Annotated in this window: 20 protein-coding genes; 13 read left to right on the forward strand and 7 right to left on the reverse strand. The window is 74.6% G+C overall.

Annotated elements, in window-relative coordinates; genetic code table 11:
• Window positions 1–87: 87 nt before the first annotated feature.
• Window positions 88–711 (reverse strand): murein hydrolase activator EnvC family protein, encoded by a 624-nt coding sequence (locus tag ACQFYA_RS08440; protein ID WP_499122991.1) that lies wholly within the window; start codon window positions 709–711, stop codon window positions 88–90.
• A 544-nt stretch (window positions 712–1,255) separates the two neighbouring features.
• Here ACQFYA_RS08440 and rpsB point away from each other — a divergent pair.
• The 7 genes from rpsB (at window position 1,256) to ACQFYA_RS08475 (ending at window position 7,399) form a co-directional block, all read left to right on the forward strand.
• A complete protein-coding gene (gene rpsB / locus ACQFYA_RS08445; RefSeq protein WP_499122993.1) occupies window positions 1,256–2,185 on the forward strand; it encodes a 30S ribosomal protein S2 in 930 nt (309 codons plus the stop codon).
• A 114-nt stretch (window positions 2,186–2,299) separates the two neighbouring features.
• A complete protein-coding gene (gene tsf / locus ACQFYA_RS08450) occupies window positions 2,300–3,139 on the forward strand; it encodes a translation elongation factor Ts (RefSeq protein ID WP_499122996.1) in 840 nt (279 codons plus the stop codon).
• A 233-nt stretch (window positions 3,140–3,372) separates the two neighbouring features.
• The gene (gene pyrH, locus ACQFYA_RS08455; RefSeq protein WP_499127480.1) at window positions 3,373–4,131 is read left to right on the forward strand and encodes a UMP kinase; all 759 of its coding nucleotides are present in this window, start codon (window positions 3,373–3,375) and stop codon (window positions 4,129–4,131) included.
• A 69-nt stretch (window positions 4,132–4,200) separates the two neighbouring features.
• Complete coding sequence (gene frr, locus ACQFYA_RS08460; protein ID WP_499122997.1) at window positions 4,201–4,758, forward strand: ribosome recycling factor; 558 nt, start codon at window positions 4,201–4,203, stop codon at window positions 4,756–4,758.
• On the forward strand, window positions 4,758–5,654 hold the full coding sequence (locus ACQFYA_RS08465) for a phosphatidate cytidylyltransferase (protein ID WP_499122999.1): 897 nt from the start codon (window positions 4,758–4,760) through the stop codon (window positions 5,652–5,654). Before frr ends, ACQFYA_RS08465 begins: the two co-directional genes overlap by 1 nt.
• 9 nt (window positions 5,655–5,663) lie before the next feature.
• Entirely contained in the window at window positions 5,664–6,851 is a 1,188-nt protein-coding gene (gene rlmN, locus ACQFYA_RS08470; protein ID WP_499123000.1) for a dual-specificity RNA methyltransferase RlmN, read from the forward strand.
• The gene (locus ACQFYA_RS08475; RefSeq protein WP_499123002.1) at window positions 6,848–7,399 is read left to right on the forward strand and encodes a DivIVA domain-containing protein; all 552 of its coding nucleotides are present in this window, start codon (window positions 6,848–6,850) and stop codon (window positions 7,397–7,399) included. The genes rlmN and ACQFYA_RS08475 overlap by 4 nt, the downstream gene beginning before the upstream one ends.
• A gap of 68 nt (window positions 7,400–7,467) precedes the next feature.
• Here ACQFYA_RS08475 and ACQFYA_RS08480 read toward each other — a convergent pair whose 3' ends face one another.
• Complete coding sequence (locus ACQFYA_RS08480; protein ID WP_499123005.1) at window positions 7,468–7,875, reverse strand: MerR family transcriptional regulator; 408 nt, start codon at window positions 7,873–7,875, stop codon at window positions 7,468–7,470.
• 82 nt (window positions 7,876–7,957) lie between these two features.
• Here ACQFYA_RS08480 and ACQFYA_RS08485 point away from each other — a divergent pair, with 82 nt between their 5' ends.
• Entirely contained in the window at window positions 7,958–9,130 is a 1,173-nt protein-coding gene (locus ACQFYA_RS08485) for an MFS transporter (RefSeq protein ID WP_499123007.1), read from the forward strand.
• 16 nt (window positions 9,131–9,146) lie between these two features.
• Here ACQFYA_RS08485 and ACQFYA_RS08490 read toward each other — a convergent pair whose 3' ends face one another.
• Window positions 9,147–9,917 carry a DUF8814 domain-containing protein gene (locus tag ACQFYA_RS08490; RefSeq protein ID WP_499123009.1) on the reverse strand — a complete coding sequence of 257 codons (771 nt, stop codon included), beginning with the start codon at window positions 9,915–9,917 and terminating at the stop codon, window positions 9,147–9,149.
• Between the two features lie 178 nt (window positions 9,918–10,095).
• Here ACQFYA_RS08490 and dxr point away from each other — a divergent pair, with 178 nt between their 5' ends.
• The 3 genes from dxr to ACQFYA_RS08505 all read left to right on the forward strand — a co-directional run bounded on the left by dxr (window position 10,096) and on the right by ACQFYA_RS08505 (window position 13,546).
• Window positions 10,096–11,283 (forward strand): 1-deoxy-D-xylulose-5-phosphate reductoisomerase, encoded by a 1,188-nt coding sequence (gene dxr / locus ACQFYA_RS08495; protein ID WP_499123012.1) that lies wholly within the window; start codon window positions 10,096–10,098, stop codon window positions 11,281–11,283.
• Between the two features lie 68 nt (window positions 11,284–11,351).
• Complete coding sequence (locus ACQFYA_RS08500) at window positions 11,352–12,671, forward strand: M50 family metallopeptidase (RefSeq protein ID WP_499123015.1); 1,320 nt, start codon at window positions 11,352–11,354, stop codon at window positions 12,669–12,671.
• 89 nt (window positions 12,672–12,760) lie between these two features.
• Window positions 12,761–13,546 (forward strand): DeoR/GlpR family DNA-binding transcription regulator, encoded by a 786-nt coding sequence (locus tag ACQFYA_RS08505; protein ID WP_499123016.1) that lies wholly within the window; start codon window positions 12,761–12,763, stop codon window positions 13,544–13,546.
• A 9-nt stretch (window positions 13,547–13,555) separates the two neighbouring features.
• Here the strand turns inward: ACQFYA_RS08505 and ACQFYA_RS08510 are convergent, their stop codons facing one another.
• The 4 genes from ACQFYA_RS08510 to ACQFYA_RS08525 all read right to left on the reverse strand — a co-directional run bounded on the left by ACQFYA_RS08510 (window position 13,556) and on the right by ACQFYA_RS08525 (window position 17,223).
• On the reverse strand, window positions 13,556–14,398 hold the full coding sequence (locus ACQFYA_RS08510) for a class II fructose-bisphosphate aldolase (protein WP_499123018.1): 843 nt from the start codon (window positions 14,396–14,398) through the stop codon (window positions 13,556–13,558).
• Between the two features lie 67 nt (window positions 14,399–14,465).
• A complete protein-coding gene (locus tag ACQFYA_RS08515; RefSeq protein ID WP_499123020.1) occupies window positions 14,466–15,395 on the reverse strand; it encodes a 1-phosphofructokinase family hexose kinase in 930 nt (309 codons plus the stop codon).
• A complete protein-coding gene (locus tag ACQFYA_RS08520; RefSeq protein WP_499123022.1) occupies window positions 15,392–16,330 on the reverse strand; it encodes an ROK family protein in 939 nt (312 codons plus the stop codon). The genes ACQFYA_RS08515 and ACQFYA_RS08520 overlap by 4 nt, the downstream gene beginning before the upstream one ends.
• On the reverse strand, window positions 16,327–17,223 hold the full coding sequence (locus ACQFYA_RS08525; protein WP_499123024.1) for an SIS domain-containing protein: 897 nt from the start codon (window positions 17,221–17,223) through the stop codon (window positions 16,327–16,329). Before ACQFYA_RS08525 ends, ACQFYA_RS08520 begins: the two co-directional genes overlap by 4 nt.
• A 229-nt stretch (window positions 17,224–17,452) precedes the next feature.
• On the opposite strand from ACQFYA_RS08525, the gene ispG reads away from it, so the two are divergent.
• Together ispG and ACQFYA_RS08535 are read left to right on the forward strand one after the other, a co-directional pair.
• Window positions 17,453–18,595 carry a flavodoxin-dependent (E)-4-hydroxy-3-methylbut-2-enyl-diphosphate synthase gene (gene ispG, locus ACQFYA_RS08530; protein WP_499127481.1) on the forward strand — a complete coding sequence of 381 codons (1,143 nt, stop codon included), beginning with the start codon at window positions 17,453–17,455 and terminating at the stop codon, window positions 18,593–18,595.
• A 52-nt stretch (window positions 18,596–18,647) separates the two neighbouring features.
• Window positions 18,648–19,595 (forward strand): GNAT family N-acetyltransferase, encoded by a 948-nt coding sequence (locus ACQFYA_RS08535; RefSeq protein ID WP_499123026.1) that lies wholly within the window; start codon window positions 18,648–18,650, stop codon window positions 19,593–19,595.
• The last annotated feature ends 13 nt before the right edge of the window (window positions 19,596–19,608 follow it).

Here is a 19,608-nt window from a genome sequence, read left to right on the forward strand (position 1 = left end):
CCGTGCACCGGGCCGGTCGTCGGGCCGGTCGTCGGGCCGGTCGTCGGGCAGGTCACGGGTGCGGGACAGCTGGCCGGGGGCCGGCGGTCAGGGGCCTCCCGGAAGCAGCACGATCGGTGCCGCCGCCCCGAGCAGCGCGAGCGGGTCGAGGTAGACGTCGCCGCGCAGGACGCCCCAGTGCAGGCAGCCCGCAGGGGCGCAGTGGCCCGGCGTGCCGGCGAGGGCGCCCACGACGTCGCCCGGGCCCACGGCGTCGCCACGACCGACGGCCGCGGTCACGGGTTCGAAGGTGGAGCGCAGCCCGTCGGCGTGCGTGACCACGACGACGGGCTTGCCTGCGACCTGGCCGGCGAACGAGACGGTCCCGGCGGCGGGCGACCGGACCTGCTCTCCTGGACCGCTGGCAAGGTCGACGCCGCGATGGCCGGCCAGCCAGTTCTCGGCAGGCGGGTCGAACGGGTGCACGACGTCGCCCGGGACGGGGCGCTGCCATCCGTCGGCCGGCGCCTGGACCGACGGGTCGAGAGCCGCGTCACCGTCGGCCGCCAGGGCGGGGGCGAGCCCGCCGAGGCCCGCCCCGACGGCGAGCATGCCGGCGAGCAGCATCGCGAGCGCCGTCGCGAGGACCCTCGTGCACGCACCGGCGCGACCACGTGCGGAAGCTCGCGGAGCCGGCGGGAGGGCGGCCGGGGGCGATGTCGAGTCGGTCATGGCGTCATGCTCGCGGTGTGCGCGGCGCGAGTACGTCCCGCTTCGCAGGCCTGTGGACGCGAGCTCCCTGGGGGCAGCGTCCGGGCGGCCAGGACGGTGCACGCGGCGTCGCGACCGGTGCCCGCGAGGGCGGCCCACCGGGCGTCTTTCGGTGGTGCCGAGCGCCCCCGCCGCGTCGGGTAGACTTGGTGCCGCGATCGGCTTGTGCCTCGCTCCCCACTCTTCCCGGTGGAATCCCACGGTCGTCCTCGACGTGCCGCGGGCCCGACGGGCGGGGGAGCGGCCGCGAGCAGGTCGACATCGCGCGTCACGTACGCGCCCCGCGTCCCGGTCCGCCGGCCCGCAGGGCGTGGCCGCGTCGGCAGCGGTCCGAGCCCGGGCGACCGGGAGCGGTGCCGACCCGGCGTGACGCCAGGGGTGCCGGGCCAGATGCCCGTCACCGACGAACCGAGTACCGCGACCGCACGCCTGCCCACGCTGCAGGCCGGTCGCCCGACGCGCGTGCAGCCCGGAGGATCCGGCGCACGCGGCGAAAGGACGTGTCATGGCCGTCGTGACCATGCGCCAGCTCCTCGAGAGCGGTGTCCACTTCGGACACCAGACCCGCCGTTGGAACCCGAAGATGAAGCGGTTCATCTTCACCGAGCGCAACGGCATCTACATCGTCGACCTCCAGCAGTCGCTGTCGTACATCGACCGCGCCTACGAGTTCGTCAAGGAGACCGTCGCCCACGGCGGCAGCATCCTCTTCGTCGGTACCAAGAAGCAGGCGCAGGAGCCCGTGGCCGAGCAGGCCGCCCGCGTCGGCATGCCGTACGTGAACCACCGCTGGCTCGGTGGCATGCTCACCAACTTCACCACCGTGCACAAGCGTCTCCAGCGCCTCAAGGAGCTCGAGGAGATCGACTTCGACGACGTCGCCGGCTCCGCGCTGACGAAGAAGGAGCTCCTCGTCCTGCGCCGCGAGAAGGACAAGCTCGCCCGCACGCTGGGCGGCATCCGCGACATGGCCAAGACGCCGTCCGCGGTCTGGATCGTCGACACGAACAAGGAGCACCTGGCCGTCAACGAGGCGCGCAAGCTGGGCATCCCGGTCGTCGCGATCCTCGACACCAACTGCGACCCCGACGACGTCGACTACGCGATCCCGGGCAACGACGACGCGATCCGCTCCGTCACGCTGCTCACCCGCGTGATCGCGGACGCCGCCGCCGAGGGCCTGCTGCAGCGCCACTCCGGCAAGAAGGGCGAGGCCGCGGAGACCACCGAGGCCGAGCCGCTGGCCGAGTGGGAGCGCGAGCTCCTGGCCGGTGCCGAGGCTGCGCAGGCCGAGGCCCCCGCCGCCGAGGAGGCCCCGGCCGCCGAGGCCGCCGCCGAGGAGACCCCCGCCGCCGAGGTCGCGACCGAGGAGGCCCCGGCCGCCGAGGAGACGCCGGCCGCCGAGGCCGAGCAGGGCGCCGAGAAGTCCGAGTGAGGCCCCGCGGGCCGGTCGCCGTCGTGTGACCGGCCCGCGGACCACCGCACGTCCCCTTCCGCCCGGCACCCCGACCGGGGCCGGGCGGATCTCGAACCAGCACGGAGGACATCCATGGCGAACTACACCGCCGCTGACATCAAGGCGCTGCGCGAGCGCACCGGGGCCGGCATGCTCGACGTCAAGAAGGCGCTCGACGAGGCCGACGGCAACGCCGAGCAGGCCATCGAGATCATCCGCAAGAAGGGCCTGGCGCGTGCCGCCAAGCGCGAGGGCAACGCGACCACCGAGGGCCTCGTGGCCGTCAAGGTCGAGGACTCCGCCGCCGGCCAGGTCGCCACGATGATCGAGCTGGACGCCGAGACGGACTTCGTCGTCAAGAACGAGCAGTTCATCGCGCTGGCCGACACGGTCCTCGAGGCCGCCGCCGCCGCGGGGGCCACGGACGCCGAGTCCGCGCTCGCCGCCCCGGCCGCCGAGGGCACCGTGGGCGACACCATCGCCGCCCAGGGCGCCACGATGGGCGAGAAGGTCGTGCTGCGCCGCGTGGCCCGTCTCGAGGCCCCGAAGGTGACGACCTACCTGCACAAGACGGCCAAGGACCTGCCGCCGTCGATCGGCGTGCTCGTCGCCACGGACGACGCGGCCGAGCCGGTCGCCAAGGACGTCGCGCAGCACATCGCGGCCCTGGCGCCGCGGTTCCTGTCCCGCGAGGACGTCCCGACGGACGTCGTCGAGAAGGAGCGCGAGATCGCCCGCGAGGTCTCGATCGCCGAGGGCAAGCCCGAGGCCGCCCTGCCGAAGATCGTCGAGGGTCGCCTGAACGGCTTCTTCAAGGACGCCGTGCTCGTGGACCAGCCGCTGGCGAAGGACACGAAGACGACGGTCGCCAAGCACGTCGCCACCACCGGCGGCTCCCTGCTGGGCTTCGTCCGCTTCCGCGTCGGCAGCTGACACCGCCTGCGTCCAGGCCCGACCGCACCGTGCGCGGTGCGGTCGGGCCTGTCGCATACCCACCCGCACCCGGCTGACGGGGCGGGAACCGCCGTCCGGTGCCAGGATGCGCGGAGGGTGACCACAGAACCACCGGGTGGAGCACGCCCGACCTCGCCCGTGACGCCGAGCGTGGCGGCCGCGGGACATGCCCAGGGCATGCGGAACAGACCGAGAGAGCGACGGTGACGCACGTGACCGAGACCAACCAGACCGAGCCGACCATCACCGCGGACGAGCCCGTGCCCGCCCGCCGGGTGCTCCTCAAGCTCTCCGGCGAGACCTTCGGCGGCGGCAACGTGGGCCTCGCGACCGACGTCGTGCGGCGCATCGCCCAGGAGATCGGCGACGCGGTGCGCCAGGGCGTGCAGGTGGCGATCGTCTCCGGCGGCGGCAACTTCTTCCGGGGCGCCGAGCTCTCGCGCGCCGGCCTGGACCGCGCCCGGGCGGACTACATGGGCATGCTCGGCACCGTGATGAACTGCCTCGCCCTGCAGGACTTCCTGGAGCAGGACGGCGTGAAGACACGTGTCCAGACCGCGATCACCATGGGCCAGGTGGCGGAGCCGTACATCCCGCTGCGCGCGATCCGGCACCTGGAGAAGGGCCGCGTCGTGATCTTCGGCGCCGGCGCCGGCATGCCGTACTTCTCCACGGACACGGTCTCGGTCCAGCGCGCGCTGGAGACGCACTGCGACGAGGTCCTCATGGGCAAGAACGGCGTGGACGCGGTCTACTCGGCCGACCCGCGCACGGACCCCGACGCGCAGCGGCTCGAGCACCTGACCTACACGGACGCGCTGGTGCGCGGCCTGAACGTCATGGACGCCACCGCCCTGTCCCTGTGCCGTGACAACGACGTGCGCATGCGCGTGTTCGGGCTCGAGGAGCCGGGTAACGTGACCCGCGCGCTGCTGGGCGAGAAGATTGGCACGCTGGTCACCACCCACTGAGGCGGTGGTCCCCGCGGCCGAGCACGACACCACGAGCACGACGAGCATCACGACGAGAATGGAGCACCGGTGATCGACGACACCCTCCTCGAGGCCGAGGAGAAGATGGACAGGGCGATCGAGGTCGCCAAGGAGGAGTTCGCGGGGATCCGGACGGGCCGCGCCAACTCGGGCATGTTCTCGAAGATCACCGTGGACTACTACGGCGCCCCGACGCCGCTGCAGCAGCTCGCGTCGTTCAACATCCCGGACGCGCGCACGGTGCTCATCTCCCCGTTCGACAAGGGCTCGATGACGACGATCGAGAAGGCGCTGCGCGAGTCGGACCTGGGCGTCAACCCGTCCAACGACGGCAACTCGATCCGCATCGTGATGCCCGCCCTCACCGAGGAGCGGCGCCGCGACTACGTGAAGATGGCCAAGACGAAGGCGGAGGACGCCCGCATCTCCGTGCGCAACGTCCGCCGCAAGGCCAAGGAGGAGCTGGACCGCATCGTCAAGGACGGCGAGGCCGGCGAGGACGAGGTGGCCCGGGCCGAGAAGGAGCTGGAGTCGCTGACGAAGAAGCACGTCGAGGCGGTCGACCAGCTCCTCGCCGGCAAGGAGAGCGAGCTGCTCGAGGTCTGATGGTGACCCATCCCCTCGAACCGGGCGAGGACGCGTCCCCGCTCGATCCGTCCACCGGCGGGGCGGTCGGCCCGAGCGCGTCACGCGCCGGCCGCAACCTGCCCGTGGCGATCACCGTCGGCGTGCTCCTGCTCGTCGGCGTGGCCGCGTCCCTCTGGTTCCGGCCGGAGCCGTTCGTGGCGGTCGCGGCGGTCGCCGTGGGCGCCGCGCTCTGGGAGCTGCGGCAGGCCTTCGCGCGGCGTGACATCCACCTCCCGATGCTGCCGCTCCTCGTCGGCGGGGCGGGGATGGTGGTCTCGGCCTACACGTCGGGCCCGGAGGCGCTGCTGGTCGCGTACGTCCTGACCGTCGGCGCCGTCGTCGTGTGGCGGGTGCTGGACGGCCCGGGCCCGCAGGCCCTGCGGGACTCCGCGGCCGCGGTGTTCGCGGCCACGTACGTGCCGTTCCTCGCCGGGTTCGTGCTCCTGCTGCTCGCGCAGCCGGACGGCGAGCTGCGGGTGGCCCTGTTCGTCCTGCTCGCGGTGGCGAACGACACCGGCGGCTACGTCGCCGGGGTGACGATGGGGCGCCACCCGCTGGCCCCCACCGTGAGCCCGAAGAAGACCTGGGAGGGCCTGGCCGGCTCGGTCGTGCTCGCGACGGCCGTGGGCGTCGCGGGCGCCGTGCTCGCCCTCGACGCCAGCCCGCTGCTCGGCGTGGTGCTCGGCGTGCTCACCGCGATCACGGCCACCGTGGGCGACCTCGCCGAGTCGCTCATCAAGCGGGACCTAGAATTGAAGGACATGGGTTCGCTGCTCCCGGGTCACGGGGGCGTGCTGGACCGCCTCGACTCGCTGGTCGTCACCGCCCCGTTCGTGTACCTCGTGCTCACCATGGCGCCGTCGACCGCCCTGTAAGGAATCGCCATGCCTGCCACCCCCGCCCGTCCCGCGACGTCCGGCGCCGACCTCGGGATCCCCGCGGTCCGCCCGGGCGACGAGACCGCGCCCATGCCGCTGCAGATGGCGCCCCGTCGCCGCGGCAAGCCGCCGAAGCACTTCGCGGACCTCACGCCGGCCGAGCGGGTGGCCTCGATGGAGGCCATGGGGGAGAAGCCGTTCCGGGCCAAGCAGCTCGCGACGCACTACTTCCAGCACTACACCTCGGACCCCGAGGAGATGACGGACCTGCCGGCGGCGACCCGCGAGGCCATGGCGACGACCATGTTCCCGCAGCTCATCCGCCCGACCCGGCGGCTGGAGGCGGACGGCGGCACCACGGTCAAGACGCTGTGGCACCTGTTCGACGACGCGCGCGTCGAGTCGGTGCTGATGCGCTACCCGCAGCGCACCACCCTGTGCGTGTCGTCCCAGGCGGGCTGCGGCATGGCCTGCCCGTTCTGCGCGACCGGCCAGCTGGGCCTCACGCGCAACCTGTCGACGGCCGAGATCCTCGAGCAGGTGCGGGCCGCGAACCGGTCGCTCGCCGCGGGCGAGATCCCCGGCGGCCCGACGCGGCTGAACAACCTGGTGTTCATGGGCATGGGCGAACCGCTGGCGAACCCGCGCGCCGTGATCGAGACGGTCAAGGCGCTGGTGGCCCCGCAGCCCGAGGGCTTCGGCATGTCGGCGCGCAACATCACCGTGTCCACGGTGGGCCTGGTGCCGGCGATGTTGAAGCTCGCCGACCTGGGCATCCCCGTGACGCTCGCCCTGAGCCTGCACGCACCCGACGACGACCTGCGCAGCGAGCTCGTGCCGATCAACACCCGGTGGAGCGTCGACGAGGCGATCGACGCCGCCCGGCACTACTACGAGGTCACGGGCCGGCGCGTGTCGATCGAGTACGCGCTCATCAAGGACATGAACGACCACGGCTGGCGCGCCGACCTGCTGGGGGAGAAGCTCAACGCCCGCGGGCGCGGCTGGGTGCACGTGAACCCCATCCCGCTCAACCCCACGCCCGGGTCGATCTGGACCGCGAGCGACCGTGCCGTCGAGGAAGAGTTTGTGGCACGCTTGCGCGGGCACGGCATCCCCACCACGATCCGTGACACCCGCGGGAGCGACATCGACGGCGCCTGCGGGCAGCTGGCGGCCGAGGAGGACGAGTGAGCGCACTGTTCAGCACGGTGTCCGCGATGCGCAGCGGGTACGAGCGGGAGGAGGTCGAGGAGTTCTTCGACCACGCCCGGCAGGCCTACGAGGGCCGCACCGCGCAGCCGTTGTCGCACGCCGACATCCAGGTGTCGACGTTCGACCTGGTGCGCGGGGGCTACGACACCCACGAGGTCGACGCGGCGCTGGACCGGCTGGAGGCGGCGTTCATCGCGCGCCAGCGGGCCGAGTACGTCGCGGCCCACGGGCAGGAGGCCTGGATGGCCGCGCTGGCCGACCGTGCCCGCTCCATGTACGGACGTCTGGGGCGGCCCGACGGTGAGAAGTTCGCCCCCGCCGAGCGCGGCGCGCAGGGCTACGACACGGACGACGTGGACGCGCTGTGCGACCGCCTCGTCGCGTACTTCGACCGGCAGGAGCCGCTGACGTCCGCCGAGATCCGCTCGGCAACCTTCGGCCGCGCCAAGGGCTCGGACGGGTACGCCGAGGCGCCCGTGGACCGGTTCTTCGCCCGTGCGATCGAGGTGCTGCTCGGGGTCGAATGACCCTCCGGGCGCGCGAGCGCACGGGTCCACGCGGGGCCGCCGACGACACGTCGGCGGCCCCGCGTCGTCTACCGCGCTGCGCCATTCACCGCCACGCCGGCCGCCGCCTCCGACACGAGGGCGGCGTGCTCCGTGCGCATGAGGAACTCGCGGATGGTGTCGCGGCTGCGCGTGAGGCACGCGAGGCGGTCCTCGATGCCGCCCAGCTCGGCGGCCAGGAGCTCCGCGACGGTGCGGGGGCACGTCGGGTGGTCCTCGGCGGCCGTCTCCTCCATGTCGAGCAGCACCTTGACGAGCCGGGTCGGGATCCCCGCGCGCACCATGCTCGCCACGCGGGACACCCGTTCCACGTCGGCCTCGGTGTAGGTGCGGTAGCCGTTCGCTGCGCGCTCCGCCGTCAGCAGCTCCTGCTGCTCGTAGTAGCGCACCAGGCGCGGCACCACGCCCGTGCGCCGGGCGACCTCGCCGATCTTCATCGCACCGCTCCCGTCTCGCGGCCGGCTATGACGTGGGCCACGCTTGACATTGACATCAATGTCAAACTCTAGCGTCGACGGTATGACGACAGAAGCCTCCACGAAGGCGCTCCCGTGGCCGTCCCTGCTGGTGCTCGGCTCCGCCACGTTCACGATGGTCACGGCCGAGATGCTGCCCACCGCCGTGCTGCCCCAGATGAGCGCGGGGCTCGGGGTGGACGAGTCCCGCACGGGCCTGCTCGTCTCCGTCTGGGCCGCCGTCGTGGTGGTCGCCAGCTTCCCGCTGGTGCGCCTCGTGGCCCGGCGGGACCGCAGGTCCGTGATCGCCGTCGCGCTCGTCGTCCTGGCCGCCTCCGCGGCGGCGACCGCGCTCGCGCCGACCTACGCTGTCGCGGTCGGCGCGCGGCTCGCGGGGGCCGCCGCGGTCGGCCTGCTGTGGGCCACCGCCAACGCGCACGTCGCCGAGCTGGTGCCCGACCGCCTGCTGGCCCGCGCCATCGCCGTCGTGCTCGGCGGGGCCACGCTCGGGATGGTGCTCGGGACCCCGCTCGCCAGCCTCGTGGCCCGCGCCGTCGGCTGGCGGGCGGCGTTCGGCGGGCTCGCCGCGCTCACCCTGGTGGTGGCCGTCCTCGTGCGTGCCGTCGTCGCACGGGCCGCGGCCGCGGACGTCCGGCAGGGCGAGCCGGGAGGCGAGGGCGGCCCCGCCGCACCGCCCGCCGGGCCGGGGCCCATGATCGCGGTCACGGCGGTCGTCGGGGTGCTGCTCGTGGGGCACTACGGCGCCTACACCTACGTGACGCGGATCGTCGAGGCCCCGGCGGCCGCGCTGCCCGGCGGGGTGAGCGCGCTGCTCCTGGTGTTCGGCCTCTCGTCCGCGCTGGGCGTGGTGCTCGCCGGCCGGTTCGGCGCACGCACCGCGCCCGCCCTCGCGGTGAGCGCGGCCGGCACGGCGCTCGCGCTGCTCGGGCTCCTGGTGGTCGACGTGCACCCGGCGCTCGGCGCGGCCGTCGTCGTGCTCTGGGGCGTGGCCTCCGGCGCGCTGCCGCCCCTGGCCCAGACCCTGATCCTGCGCCTCGGCGGACCCGCGCGGCGGTCCACGGCGGCCGCGCTCATCCCCGTCGTCTTCAACGGCGGGATCGCGGTCGGGGCGGCGCTCGCGTCCCTCGTCGTGGCGCGCGGGGGAGTCGCGTCGCTGCCGGTCCCCGCGGCCGTCGTGGTGGCGGTGACCGCGGTCGCGCTCGCCGCCGGGGTCTGAGCGCCGCCGGCCGGGATCAGCAGGCGGGCGCGACCGCCGCGCCGGTGCCGGTGTTCAGGTAGGCGTCCGACACCCAGTTCCCGGCCCCGACCCGGTACCAGAGGTTGGTCGTGCCGCGGCTGCCGGTGACCCACTGCCCGCGCTTCGCGCACAGCAGCGGGACCCGGGCGGTGTTCGCGGCCAGCCCGGCGCGGGCCTTCGTCGTGCTGGGTCCGCTACGGACGTTGAGGGTGCGGCCGTCGGTCACGACGATCCCGGTGCGGGCGGATCCCTGCCACAGGTAGGTCACGTCGATCCAGGCGTTCTGCCGCAGGCCCAGGCCGTCCCAGTAGGTGCCGTCCGCCAGGTCGATGCCCGCCGGGTTGGTGACCTTGCGGCCGAACAGGTCCTTGCCGCCGTGATACCCCAGCCGGTACGCGGCCGACGCCTGGGGCGTGCCCTTCGGCAGGTCCCGGGCGGCGTGCCGGGTGGCGCTCCAGTAGTCGTCGGTCGTGTTCCACGGGCCGACGTCCCACACCGGCGCGTACTCGCAGCGGGTGGTGCCCGCCCGGCAGACCCGGACGCTGTAGGCGCCGGAGCCCTTCGCGGAGAGCGCCCGGCGCGAGGGGAGGGCGACGAAGTGGTCGCGCTTGGTGATCTTGTGCCCGTTGGCGGTGTGCTTGCCCACCAGTCCCTCGCGGGTCGCGTAGATCCGGTGCGTCTCGCCGTCACCGTCGGCGGCGGCCGGCGACGCCACGCCCACGACCGCACCGGTCACGAGTGCGACGAGCCCGGCGAGAGCGGCCACGGGTCGCTTTCCGACTATCGCGCGATAAGTACGCATGTGTGCGAACGTAACCGGCCTCACACAGGGGCGCGACCGGGCGGGAGTGCGCGCCGAGACGAAGTCAAGCACCGACGCGGGTGAATTCCGGTGATCTCCGCGGCGCGCCGCCCGCGCGGCGGCGCCTGGGATGATGGACGCCATGCCCGCCACGACCCCCCGCACCGTCACCCTCCTCGGCTCCACCGGCTCCATCGGCACGCAGGCGATCGACGTCGTCCTGGCGCATCCCGGGCGGTTCCGGGTGGAGGCGCTGAGCGCGGGCGGGTCGGACGTCGGCCTGCTCGCGGAGCAGGCCGCGACGCTCGGGGTCCGGGCGGTCGCGGTGGCCGACGCCTCGCGCGCCGACGACCTGCGGGCGGCGCTGGACGCCCGGCCCGGCCCGGCGGCGGCGGACGTCGAGGTGCTCGGCGGCCCCGACGCGGCCACCGAGCTCGCCGGGCGCGGCAGCGACGTCGTGCTCAACGGCATCACCGGGTCCGTCGGCCTGCGACCCACGCTCGCGGCGCTCGCGGGCGGCTCCACGCTCGCGCTCGCGAACAAGGAGTCGCTCGTGGTGGGCGGCTCGCTGGTCAAGGCCGCGGCGGCCCCCGGGCAGATCGTGCCCGTGGACTCCGAGCACTCGGCGATCGCGCAGGCGCTGCGCGGCGGGGCGCGCGACGAGGTGCGGCGCCTCGTGCTCACGGCGTCGGGCGGGCCCTTCCGAGGGCGGAGCCGCGACGACATCAAGAAAGTCACCGCCGACGAGGCGCTCACCCATCCCACCTGGTCGATGGGCCCCGTCGTCACCGTGAACTCCGCCTCGCTCATGAACAAGGGGCTGGAGCTCATCGAGGCGCACCTGCTCTTCGACGTCCCGGTCGACGACATCACCGTGGTGGTGCACCCGCAGTCGGTGGTGCACAGCATGGTCGAGTTCCGCGACGGGTCGACGATCGCGCAGGCCTCCCCGCCGGACATGCGCCTGCCCATCGCGCTCGGCCTGTCGTGGCCCGAGCGGCTCGACGTCGTCTCGCCGCCGTGCGACTGGACGCGCGCCGCGTCGTGGACGTTCGAGCCCCTCGACGAGGCCACGTTCCCCGCCGTCGGCCTCGCCCGGTCCGCGGCCGCGGCGTCGGCCACCCACCCCGCGGTGTACAACGCGGCGAACGAGCAGGGCGTGGCCGCGTTCCTCGCCGGGCGGATCGGCTTCCTCGACATCGTCGAGACGGTGGAGCGGGTGCTCGCGGAGCACGAGGGCGTGGCCGCCGCCGACGTCACGCTGGACGCGGTCGAGGGCGCCGAGCGCTGGGCGCGCGCACGCGCCGACGAGATCCTCGCGCGCTCCTGACGAACCCTCCACGGGCGCCCGCCGTCGGCCGTGCGGCGGGAGGTCCCCGGTGACCTAGGCTCGACGACGTGGACGTTCTCTCCTGGGTGGTCGGCATCGCCGTGATGGTGGTGGGCCTCGCCGTCTCCATCGGCCTGCACGAGGTGGGTCACATGGTGCCCGCCAAGAAGTTCGGCGTGCGGGTGAGCCAGTACATGGTGGGCTTCGGGCCGACGCTCTGGTCGCGGGTCAAGGGCGAGACCGAGTACGGCGTCAAGGCGATCCCGCTGGGCGGCTACGTGCGGATGGTCGGCATGATGCCGCCCGCGCCGGAGGGCACGCCCCGGCGAGGGGGGTTCTTCGGGCAGGTCATCGCCGACGCGCGCGACCAGTCCGTGAGCGAGATCCTCCCCGGCGAGGAGCGCCGCGCCTTCTACCACCTGTCCACGCCGAAGAAGCTCGTCGTCATGCTCGGCGGGCCGGTGATGAACCTCCTCATCGCGATCGTGCTGACCTTCGTCGTGCTCGTGGGGATCGGCCAGGCGACCGTCACCACCACCGTCGGCTCCGTGACGGCGTGCACCCCGACGTCCACGACGACCGAGGGCGCGCCCGTGTGCGGCGCGGGCGACCCGGCGTCGCCCGCCGCCGAGGCGGGCCTGCAGCCGGGCGACGAGATCGTGGAGTGGGACGGCGCCGCCGCGACGTCGTGGGAGCAGCTGTCCGGCGCGATCGCCGACGCCCCCGACCAGGAGGTCCCGGTGGTCGTGGAGCGCGACGGCGCCGAGGTGCCGCTGACCGTCACGACGGCGGACCGGCAGGTCCCCGTCGTGGACGCGGAGGGCAACGCGACCGTGGGCGCGGACGGCGAGCCCGTGACCGAGACGGCCGGGTTCCTGGGCGTGACCCCCACCCAGGAGTACCAGCCGATGCCGGTGTCCACGGTGCCGGAGGCGGTGTGGCAGCAGGTCTCGGGCACGGCGGGCATGATCGTCACGCTGCCGGTGCGGGTCGGCGACGCCGCGGTGCAGGCGTTCACGAACGAGCCGCGGTCGCAGGACTCCGTCGTCTCCGTCGTCGGAGTGGGTCGCATGGCGGTGGACGTCGTCGCGGCGGACGCCCCGGTCGTCACCACCCTGCAGTACCTGCTGAGCATCCTCGCCGCGCTCAACGTGGCACTGTTCGTCTTCAACCTCATCCCGCTGCTGCCGCTGGACGGCGGGCACGTCGTGAACGCCCTGTACGAGGGCGCGAAGCGCAGCGTGGCGCGCCTGCGGGGCCTGCCGCGGCCGGGCCCGGCGGACGTCGCGCGGATGATGCCGGTGGCCTACGTGATGTTCGTGGTGCTGGTCGGTACCGGCGCGATCCTCATCGTCGCCGACCTCGTGGACCCCGTCCGCCTCATGTGACGGCTTGTCGTCCAGTAGGGTCCGGAGCGGCACCGTGCCGCTGCGGCCGCGCCGTGCCGTCGAACGGCTGGGAGCAAGGATGGGGACCGATGACACGGCACAGCCGCCACACACGCATCCTGGAGCTCGCCGCGGAACGGGGCGAGGTCACGGTGGACGAGCTCGTCACCGAGCTGGACACGTCGCCCGCCACGGTGCGGCGCGACCTGGTCGAGCTGGCCAACCAGCAGCTCGTGACCCGCACGCGCGGCGGCGCGCGCACCACCGCCGTGGCCTACGACCTGCCCCTGCGGTACAAGACGGCGCGCCGCGCCGAGGAGAAGCGCCGGATCGCCGCGCACGCGGTGTCGCTGCTGCGGCCGGGTGACGTCGTCGGCCTCAACGGCGGCACCACGACCACGATGGTGGCCGAAGGGATCGCCACGGACCCCGACCTGCAGGGGCTGCGCGACGGCGAGCGCCTCACCGTGGTGACGAACGCGGTGAACATCGCGCACGACCTCACCGTCCGGTCGCACGTGCGGATCATCGTGACCGGCGGCACGGCGCGGACGCGCTCCTACGAGCTCGTCGGCCCGCTCGCCGTGCACACGCTCTCCCAGGTCACGATCGACGTGGCCTTCCTCGGGGTGGACGCGCTCGACGCCGAGCACGGGGGGATGGCCTTCCACGAGGGCGAGGCGGAGATCAGCCGGCTGATGAGCAGGGCGGCGCGCCGGACGGTCGTCGTCGCCGACTCGACCAAGCTCGGCGAGCGCGCCCTGGCGCCGTTCGTCGACGCCGGGGCGATCGGCCTCGTCGTCACGACGACGGAGGCCGACCCGGAGCAGGTCGCCGCGCTCCGGGCCGCGGGCATCGAGGTGGCCGTCGTCTGACGCCCGCCGTCAGTCGGCCGTGCCCCCGAGCAGCCGCAGCAGGCGCGCCACCTCGTCGGCGACGGCGTCGCGCGCCGGCCCGACGTACCTGCGCGGGTCGACCAGGTGCGGGTCCGCGTCGAGGCGGTCGCGCACCGCGCGGGTGAACACGCCGTTGAGGTGCGTGGAGACGTTGATCTTGGTCATCCCGGCGCGCACGGCGCGCACCAGCTCGTCGTCGGGCACCCCCGAGGACCCGTGCAGCACGAGCGGGACGTCGACGGCCTCGCGCAGCCGCGCGATCAGCTCGAGGTCGAGCGCGGCCGTCCGGGTCGTCATCGCGTGGGAGGACCCGACGGCGACGGCGAGCGAGTCCACGCCGGTGGCGGCGACGAACGCGGCGGCCTCGCCCGGGTCGGTGCGCACCCCGGGGGCGTGCACCCCGTCCTTGCCGCCGACCTCGCCGAGCTCCGCCTCCACGACGACGCCCTCGGCGTGCGCGGCGCGCACGACCTCGGCGGTGGACGCGACGTTCTCGTCGTAGGACAGGGCGGAGCCGTCGTACATGACCGACGAGAACCCGAGGCCGATCGCCTCCGCCACCAGGGCGCGGTCGTCCGCGTGGTCGAGGTGGACCGCCACGAGGGCCGTCGTGTCCCGGGCGAGGGCGAGGCACGCCGCGCCCACCGGCGCGAGCGACCCGTGGTAACGGACCGCGTTCTGGCTCACCTGCAGCACGACACCCGCGCCGACGCGCTCGGCTGCGGCGACGAACGCCTCGGCGTGCTCGAGCTGGACGACGTTGAACGCGCCGACGCCCCGGCGGGCGTCGCGGGCGGGGGCGAGCAGGGCGTCGGTGGTGACGAGGGGCACGGGGTCTCGATTCTCGGGTGGAGGTCGGGGGTCGGGGGAGGCATGACGACGATCGTCGCCGGGAGGGTCAGCCCGGCGGGGCCAGGCGCTCGCGCAGCGTCGCGACGTCCGCCGGGTCGACGTCGCCCGCGACCGGGCGCAGCACGGCGGCGGCGGACGTCGCGACGGCGAGCGCGAGGCACTCGGACCAGGGGTCCCGGAGGCTGACCGCGAGCGCAGCGGTCGCGGCGTCCCCGGCACCGGTCGGGTTGCCGGCGAGCGGAGGCCCGAGGAGCCGGGCCCGGCCGACGACGCGCGGCCCCTCGGCGCCGGGGCCGTACGCGGTCATCCCGGCGGCCCCGTCGGTGACGACCACGTCCCGGGCGCCGAGTGACTGCAGCAGGGCGACGGCGCCCGCCGGGTCGTCCAGCCCGGTCGCGGCCGCGAGCTCGGCGCGGTTGGGCTTGAGCAGGTCGGCGCCGGCCTGCGCGGCCCAGCACAGGGCGGCGCCGGACGTGTCGACGACGACCCGGGCGCCGCCGCGGCGGGCCGCGGCGACCAGGTCCACGAACCGGTCCCGCGTGGTGCCCGGGGGCAGGGAGCCCGAGACCGTGACGACGTCGTCGGGGCCGGCAGCCCCGGTCACCGCGGCGACGAGGGCCGACCACTCCGCGGCGTCCAGCGCGGGGCCGGACTCGTTGAGGACCGTGGGGTGCGCGCCGTCGTCGGGCACGACGGTCACGCTCTGCCGGGTGTGCCCGGCGACCGGGACCAGGACCGCGTCCTGCCCGCCGTCGGCCAGGTCGTCCCGGAACGCCGCACCGAGTGGGCCGCCCGCGGTGCTCACGGCGACGGAGTCGTGGCCGAGAGCACGCACGACGCGGGCGACGTTCACGCCCTTGCCGCCGGCGCGCCCCGTCGCGGTCCGCACGCGGAGCGACTCGCCGGGCACCAGCCGGGCCACCCCGTAGGTGACGTCCCAGGCAGGGTTGGGGGTCACCGCGACCACGCGGGTCACGGCCGGGCCTCCGGGGCCGCGGACCACGCCAACAGCTCCGCGCCGCGCACGCCGGCCTCGGCGCCGAGCTGCGCGGGAACCACCTGCGGCAACGGGTGGTACGTGAGGCGCCGACCCACGACGGCGCGCAGCGGGTCGAAGAGGTCGTCCCCTGCGCGGACGAGGCCGCCGCCGACCACGACGAGGGGCAGCGCCAGCACGCGGACGAGGTCAGCGACGATTCCGCCGAGCCGCTCGACGCCGTGGTCCCAGACCTGACGCGCGACCTCGTCACCCGCCTTCGCGCGCCGGAGCACCTCGGCCGACCCGCGGACGTCGGTGACGCTCGCCCCGGTGCGCTCGCGGTAGTGCCGGGCGATGCCCGCGGCCGAGGCGTCGGTCTCCGGGCAGCCACGCCCGCCGCAGGCGCAGGGAGCGCCGCGCTGCGGCCCGCCGTGCCCGACCTCGCCCGCGTACCCGCCGCCCGCGTAATGCTGGCCGCGCAGCACCAGGGCGGCGGCGATCCCCGTGCCGACGGACAGGTACGCGTGGTCCGCGGCGCCGCGCGACGCGCCCGACCGCCACTCGGCGAGGGCGCCCGCGCGCACGTCGTGCCCGAAACCGACCGGCAGGCCGGTCGCGCTCGCGACGAGGTCGCGCACCGGGAGGTCGGTCCAGCCGAGGTTCTCCGCCTGGAGCACCAACCCCCGGGCGTCGTCCACGGCGCCGGGGACGGCGAGCCCGACGGCCACGACCTCGCCGTCGCCGGGTGCGGCCGCGCGCAGGTCGGCGACCACGTCGAGGACCGACCGGACGGCCGCGTCGGGGCCCTTGTCGGCGCGCGTGGGGACGGTGCGGCGCTCGCGGACGCCGTCGCGGCCTGCCAGCACCGCCTTGATGTCCGTGCCCCCGACGTCGAGCGCGACGACGAGCGGCTCGCGTGCCGCCCCGGTCATGGCGCGACGGGTCCCAGGACGACCGACCGCGTGAGGTTGCGGGGGGCGTCGGGGTCGAGGCCCTGGTGCGCCGCGTTCGCGACGGCGAGTCGCTGCAGCCGCACCAGGGCGACCTGCGGGTCCTCGTCCAGGCGCACGACCAGCGCGCCGGTCCGGGCGACGTCCTCGGCCAGGCCCGGGACCTCGTCGCCGAGCAGGAACACGACGCTGTCGGCGTCCGCGACGGAGATCGGCCCGTGGCGATAGTCCATCGACGGGTAGGACTCCGCCCAGGCGAGCGAGGCCTCCCGCATCTTCAGTGCGGCCTCGTTCGCGATCCCGACCGCGGGCCCCCGCCCCAGGAAGACGTACTGCCGGCGGCCGACCCACTCGGCCGGCAGCGGCTCGGCGACCGCGGGCTCGGCCGCGTCGGCGAGAGCCTCGAGGTCGTCTCCCAGCCCTGCGCGCAGGAGACCGAGGGCGGAGGTGGCGAAACGCGTCTGCACCACGGAGGCCTCGTCCGCGAAGTCGAGGACGACGGCGTGGTCCGCCTCCGTGACGGCGGGGGAGCCGGGGTCCCCGGCGATCACGAGCGTCGGCTGCGTGCCGCGCACGCGGTCCAGCAGCTCGCGGACCTCCGTCGTCGTGCCCGAGCGAGTGACGGCGACGACCAGGTCGTACTGCCGTCCGTACGGGAACTCGCTCCCGGCGAACGCGTCGGTCTCGCCGAGGCCGAGCCCCTCACGACGCGCCGCGTAGGCCTGGGCGACGAACCACGAGGTGCCGCACCCGACGACGGCGACGCGCGCGCCGGCGGACGGCAGCAGCTCGGCCTGTTCGCGGGCGACGGCCGCCACCCGGCGCCAGATGTGCGGCTGGCTCGCGATCTCCGCGTCGACGTGGAATCCGGTCATGTCTGTGATCCTCCCCGAGAGTGCGTGAACATGATCAAGTCTGCCATGAACCGCGCACGAATGGTCGCCGACCTCGTGCGTGATGCCAGGTCCCGCCCCAGCGGGTGCCGGGGAAGCGGATGGCCTTCGTGCGCAGCGGATGCGGCGATCCGGTGCGTGTCCGGCCTCCGGGTGCGGCACTCGGCCCGGGACGCGCGATACTGGCACCGTGACTGCAGTGAACCTCGGCATGCCGACCCCGCCCGCGCCCACGCTGGCCCCGCGCCGCAAGTCCCGCAAGATCCAGGTGGGCAAGGTGGCCGTCGGCGGAGACGCGCCGATCAGCATCCAGTCCATGACGACGACCCCGACCACCGACATCAACGCGACGCTCCAGCAGATCGCCGAGCTGACGGCCGCGGGCTGCGACATCGTGCGCGTCGCGGTGCCGACCATCGACGACGCGGACGCGCTGCCCGCGATCGCGAAGAAGTCGCAGATCCCGGTCATCGCCGACATCCACTTCCAGCCCAAGTACGTGTTCGCCGCGATCGACGCCGGCTGCGCGGCCGTGCGCGTCAACCCCGGCAACATCCGCAAGTTCGACGACCAGGTCAAGGAGATCGCGAAGGCGGCCTCCGACGCCGGGGTCTCGCTGCGGATCGGCGTCAACGCCGGGTCGCTCGACAAGCGCCTGCTCGAGAAGTACGGCAAGCCGACCGCCGAGGCGCTCGTCGAGTCGGCCGTGTGGGAGGCGAGCCTCTTCGAGGAGCACGGCTTCCACGACTTCAAGATCTCCGTCAAGCACAACGACCCGGTGGTCATGGTGCGCGCCTACGAGCTGCTCGCCCAGCGCGGCGACTGGCCGCTGCACCTCGGCGTCACCGAGGCGGGGCCGTCGTTCCAGGGCACCATCAAGTCGGCCACGGCGTTCGGGGCCCTGCTGAGCCAGGGCATCGGCGACACGATCCGCGTCTCCCTGTCCGCGCCTCCGGTCGAGGAGGTCAAGGTCGGCACGCAGATCCTGCAGGCCCTCAACCTGCGCCCCCGCAAGCTCGAGATCGTCTCCTGCCCGTCGTGCGGCCGCGCCCAGGTGGACGTCTACACGCTGGCGGAGAAGGTCACCGCGGGCCTGGAGGGCATGACGGTCCCGCTGCGCGTCGCGGTCATGGGCTGCGTCGTCAACGGTCCGGGCGAGGCACGCGAGGCGGACCTCGGCGTCGCGTCCGGCAACGGCAAGGGCCAGATCTTCGTCAAGGGCGAGGTCATCAAGACCGTCCCCGAGGCGATGATCGTCGAGACCCTCATCGAGGAGGCCATGCGCATCGCGGAGACGATGCCGGCCCCCGAGAACGACGCGCAGGCCGGCACCCCCGTGGTCTCGGTCGGCTGACGGCGCCGCATCCGGGCACGATGAGGGTGGGGCCCACGGCGAAGGGGGCGTGATGGGCGGCTGGCGACCGGCGGTGCGGGCGCGCGGCGAGTCCGCGCGCGGCCTGGACGCGCGGCGGCCCCGAGCTCGCGTGCTCGGCCAGGAGGACGTCGACGAGGCGCGCGCCCTGTGCGCCCTGGACCCGGTGACGTCGGTGCTCGCCGCCGCGCGGCTCGAGGTCGTGGCCCGGGCAGGGTTCGCCGCCGCGGGCGGGCAGGCGTGGGGCTTCCCCGCGGCGGGGCCGCTCGTCGCGGTCTGCTGGTCGGGGGCCAACCTCGTCCCCGTCCTCGCGCCGGACCTGGCGGGGCGCGACGCCGACGACGCGGTCGCCGCCTTCGCCGCGATGGCGCGGGCGCAGGGCCGGCGGTCGTCGTCGATCGTGGGCGACCGGGCGGCGGCGCTGGCGCTGTGGGACCTGCTCGCCCCCCGCTGGCCGCCGGCCCGGGAGGTGCGCGCCGACCAGCCGTCGCTCGCCATCGCGCGCGATCCCGACGTGGAGCCGGACCTGCTCGTGCGCCGCTCCACCCTCGACGAGGTGGGAGTGGTGCTGCCCGCGTGCGTGCGGATGTTCGCCGAGGAGGTCGGGTACGCGCCGGCGGCGTCGCCCGGGAGCGCGTACGCGCTGCGCGTGCGCTCGCTCGTCGCCGAGGGCCGGTCCTTCGTGCGGACGGAGCAGCCCGCCCCCGACGCCGGCCCGCGCGCCGATCCGCTCGTGACGTTCAAGGCGGAGCTCGGGGCCGTGGCCGGCGGGGTCGCGCAGGTGCAGGGCGTGTGGGTGGACCCGCTGCGCCGCGGCCGCGGCCTGGCGGCGCCCGGGATGGCGGCCGTCGTGGTCGCGACGCGGCGCGACGTGGCGCCGGTCGTGTCCCTGTACGTCAACGCGTTCAACGCGCCGGCCCTGGCCACGTACCGCCGCGTCGGCTTCGAGCAGGTCGGGACCTTCACGACCGTCCTCTTCTGAGGCGCGGCGGGGC

Source organism: Promicromonospora sp. Marseille-Q5078 (assembly GCF_050315395.1).
GTDB lineage: Bacteria > Actinomycetota > Actinomycetes > Actinomycetales > Cellulomonadaceae > Isoptericola.